Origin of the sequence: Puniceispirillum sp. (SeqCode), assembly GCF_965657105.1 — a bacterium.
GTDB lineage: Bacteria > Pseudomonadota > Alphaproteobacteria > Puniceispirillales > Puniceispirillaceae > Puniceispirillum.
The window spans coordinates 1-4,280 of the sequence record NZ_CBFHNB010000094.1 but is presented as its reverse complement, the minus strand read 5'-3'; the positions used below and the strand labels follow the sequence as shown (position 1 = coordinate 4,280).

Annotated in this window: 3 protein-coding genes and 1 pseudogene; 1 reads left to right on the top strand and 3 read right to left on the bottom strand. The window is 52.3% G+C overall.

Annotated features, from left to right (window positions below; translation table 11 throughout):
• The coding region (locus ACTF7Q_RS10230) for a hypothetical protein (protein ID WP_438997733.1) at positions 1-287 on the top strand (287 nt) is incomplete at its 5' end.
• Between the two features lie 391 nt (positions 288-678).
• Here ACTF7Q_RS10230 and ACTF7Q_RS10225 read toward each other — a convergent pair.
• The 3 genes and pseudogenes from ACTF7Q_RS10225 to ACTF7Q_RS10215 form a co-directional block, all read right to left on the bottom strand.
• Positions 679-1,986: an adenylosuccinate synthase gene (locus tag ACTF7Q_RS10225; RefSeq protein WP_438997734.1), complete on the bottom strand. Its 1,308-nt coding sequence runs from the start codon at positions 1,984-1,986 to the stop codon at positions 679-681.
• Between the two features lie 305 nt (positions 1,987-2,291).
• Positions 2,292-3,875, bottom strand: coding sequence for a phosphoglycerate dehydrogenase (gene serA, locus ACTF7Q_RS10220; RefSeq protein WP_438997732.1), 1,584 nt, complete (start codon positions 3,873-3,875; stop codon positions 2,292-2,294).
• A gap of 81 nt (positions 3,876-3,956) precedes the next feature.
• Positions 3,957-4,280, bottom strand: a pseudogene (locus tag ACTF7Q_RS10215) (phosphoserine transaminase); the annotation flags it as partial.

Genomic DNA, 4,280 nt, shown 5'->3' with positions numbered 1-4,280 from the left:
CATCAAAAGCCAAATTTTTTGAACTGACCGAAGCACCAGAAATTTCTGAGCTTATGTCCGAAAGTGATGAAATGGCTTTGGACGCCGCTTTACAACAAATATTAGCCAGTGATTTTAAAAACCTAAGGGAACTCACGCACGAAGACCCCGCATGGCTGGAAGCGTGGAACAATCGCGGCACAAAAAATTCAAAAGAAATGAATTACGCTTTGCTTTTTGATAAACCAGACCAAGACCAGGCTGACTTCATCGCCGAATCATCCGCCTATCTGGAATGTGCCAATTAGGCGATGTTATTCAGATATTAGACCCAACCAATGGAAATATTAAATATAAGTTATGTCTAAGGGTGCCAACAGACAGTCTAGCTGGTTGCTTTAGCTACTTAAACTCACAAGATAATCGTAATAATTCGTTTGTAATTGATGCAACGCGCATAGAGTTTCTGCCACAAGGCAAGGGCAGAAAAACCTGTTTCTGCTTTCAGAACATGTCGCGACATAACAAAAGCCAATTAGAGAAATTTGAAGCGCAGGTTTTGGGCAGGCTCAATGAAACGCTATATAAAGAGCTTTATAATTTTGCTGTGGCCAACATATCTATTCCGCGAATAGATAAAGCGATCATTACCGAGGCTTTGCGCTTCTTATCAGATAGCTAGTCCGAAATACCAACCCCCTAGCCCACAAACGGGTCGCGCATCAAGATCGTATCGTCGCGTTCGGGGCTGGTCGAGACCAAGGTCACGGGCGTGCGCGTCAGTTCTTCCAAACGGCGGATATATTTGACCGCATTGGCAGGCAGACCCGCCCATTCACGGGCGCCTTGTGTGCTTTCATGCCAGCCAGGCATTTCTTCATAGATCGGTGTACAGGCCGCCTGTGCGCGGGCATCAGCCGGGAAATGATCCAGCTCGACAACATGGCCATCAGCCTGTTCCAGCCTATAGCCAACACAGATTTTCAACACGTCAAAACCATCCAGCACATCCAGCTTGGTCAAGGCCATGCCCGTAATGCCCGCCACCGCATTCGCCTGGCGCACCATCACCGCGTCAAACCAGCCACAGCGACGCTTGCGCCCTGTCACCGTGCCAAATTCACGACCACGTTCGCCCATGCGGGTGCCATCATCGCCGAAATCCTCGGTTGGAAACGGACCACTGCCAACGCGGGTGGTATAGGCCTTGGTAATGCCCAGAACGAAGCCGATGCTGGTCGGCCCCGTACCCGAACCGGTGGCCGCCTGTCCGGCAACGGTATTGCTGGAGGTCACGAATGGATAAGTGCCGTGATCAATATCAAGCATCACGCCTTGCGCGCCTTCAAACAGCACTTTCTGGCCTTGATCGCGCGCCTGTTCCAATGCCCGCCAGCTTTGTCCAGCATAGGCCATGATCGCATCGCGCATCGCCAGCAGATCATCTTTCATCTGACCGGCATCAACCAGATCATGCCCGCCCGCGGCCAGCCACACATTATGATGTACGGCCAAGGCGGTCAGCTTTTCAAGCAACGTATCTTCGCTGGCCAGATCGCCAAGACGCACCGCACGACGGGCAATTTTATCTTCATAGGCAGGGCCGATACCACGGCCTGTCGTACCGATTTTGGCATCGCCACGCATCGCTTCACGCGCCGCATCGATAGCTTTATGCACTGGCAGGATCAGCGCGGCATTTTCCGATACGAGCAGGCTTTCGGGTGATATTTCGGCACCTTGCGAACGCAACAAGTCAATTTCAGACAATAGATGCGCCGGATCGATCACAACGCCATTGCCAATCACCGATAATTTGCCTGGCCGCACAATGCCCGATGGCAATAATGACAATTTATATTCAACCCCATCGATGACCAGTGTATGTCCGGCATTATGCCCACCTTGAAAGCGCACAACGACATCAGCGCGGCTGGACAGCCAGTCAACGATCTTGCCTTTACCTTCATCACCCCACTGGGCACCAATCACTGCAACATTCGACATTAGGTCATCCTTAAGACTGTGCGCGACCTGACCCGCGCGAAATTCGATCATCTTTTGAGTGGCAGGGATGCCCGCGACGATATGCCGGACTTTGCCAGCACCTTTCATAACATTGCCATGGCAAGCAGGGCAAGAATACAGGTGTGATTAGCTGTATTAAGCGTCTGAATAAGGCAGATTAAGAGCTGGAAAGGCGACTTATCGCGATTCCAGCCTAGTGCATGCCCTATTGCTCAGAGTTTTATTGTTGAAACTGCCTATGGTTGAAACTGCCTATTGCTGAAATTGCCTATTGTTGAAACTGCCTATTGCTGAAACTGTAGGGCGTCAACGCGCACCACCTGTTTCAGCGCCCGCAGATCGCCCAGCATACTGTCTGGCAGTTCGCCATCAATCTCGACCAGTGCCACCGCCTCGCCGCCAACATCACGGCGTCCCAGATGGAAAGTCGCAATATTGACGCCATATTTACCACAAAGGGTGCCAAGATCACCGATAAAGCCAGGCTTGTCATAATTCCGCAGATATAAAAGATGCGCGGGAAAGTCTGATTCAACGGCGATATGCTGTACCTCGACAATCCGTGCCTTGTCACCACCAACCAGCGTGCCAGCGATCGTACGCGAACCAGACGCATGTTTGATCGTTACCCGCAGCAAGGTTTCATAATCGCATTGGCGATCATGACGCACCGTTGAAACCGCGATGCCATTGGCACTGGCCACCGCCGCGGCATTGACCATATTGACAGACTCCATCACCGGTCCCAGCAAACCTGCCAATGTGCTGGCGACAATCGGTTCCGGATTGAGCACCGCCGCCTTGCCATCAAGCTCAATCGATACAGATTGCAGACCTTCGCTTTCAACTTGTCCCAGAAAGCTACCAAGCTGACGACCAAGTGTCATATAGGGCTTTAGAATCGGCGCTTCTTCGGCACTGACCGACGCCATATTGAGCGCGTTGGTTACCGCGCCCTTGACCAGAAAATCAGCCATCTGTTCGGCAACCTGCAAAGCAACCTTTTCCTGTGCTTCGGTCGTGCTGGCACCCAGATGCGGCGTCGCCACCACATTATCCATGCCAAACAGCATATTATCCGTCGCCGGTTCGTTTTCAAAAACATCCAAGGCCGCACCAGCCACATGGCCAGTGCCAAGCGCCGCCGCCAAGGCCATTTCATCAACCAGTCCACCACGCGCACAATTCACGATCCGCACGCCTTTCTTGGTCTTGTTCAGCGCATCGGCGCTGATGATATTACGGGTGCCATCGGTCAGCGGCGTATGTAGGGTAATAAAATCAGCCTGTGCCAGCAATTCATCGAGTTCGACCTTTTCAATGCCCAGCCGAGTTGCATTTTCAGGTGTCAGATATGGATCATATCCCATCACCCGCATTTTCAGCCCCTGCGCCCGATCAGCGACAATCGCACCGATATTGCCACAGCCGATAATGCCCAGCCGCTTGCCGGTAATCTCGGTGCCCATGAAGCGGGATTTTTCCCATTTGCCCGCTTGCGTCGATTCATTAGCGGCCGGAATCTGACGTGCCAGTGACAGAATCATCGTGATCGCATGTTCGGCAGTGGTGACCGCATTTCCAAAAGGCGTATTCATCACCACGACGCCGCGCTTGGTGGCTTCGGGAAGATCAACATTATCAACGCCGATGCCCGCACGGCCAACGACTTTCAGATTTGGGGCGGCGTCCAGAACATCCCTAGTCACCTTTGTCGCCGAGCGTATCGCCAGCCCGTCATAGTCGGCAATGATCGCGGCCAGCTCATCTGGTGACAAGCCAGGCTTTACATCGACATCAACGCCGCGTTCGGTGAAAATATCCGCCGCACGGGGGCTTAGTTTATCGCTTATCAATACTTTTGGCATGATCTGCCCTTTCATTCATCTTTAGAAATATGCCAACAGACTTGGCATTCGTCTGGCATTTGTTTGGAATAATCGTTGTGGCTATGAGGAGTCCCCATGCTGGGTGCGCACCGTCTCATAAGCCCAGTCGAGCCATGGCATCAAAGCTGCTAGATCATCGGTTGCAACCGTGGCACCTGCCCAGATACGCAAACCAGAGGGCGCATCGCGATAGGCCCCAATATCAAGCGCAACATCTTCATCGGCCAACACTGTCTGAATGTCGCTTGTGATTGCTTTCTGCACAGCGGCGTCGGCATTCACAAACCAGTCATCAATGATCGATAAGGTCACCGAAGTCGGCGAGATGGTCGCTGGATCCTGTGCTAAAAATGCGTAATTTGGAGTATGTTTGATCCAGTCACT

Excerpts from the sequence above, each read along its gene's own strand:
- ACTF7Q_RS10225 (WP_438997734.1), bottom strand. The coding sequence starts at position 1,986 with ATGTCGAATGTTGCAGTGATTGGTGCCCAGTGGGGTGATGAAGGTAAA.
- serA (WP_438997732.1), bottom strand. The coding sequence starts at position 3,875 with ATGCCAAAAGTATTGATAAGCGATAAACTAAGCCCCCGTGCGGCGGAT.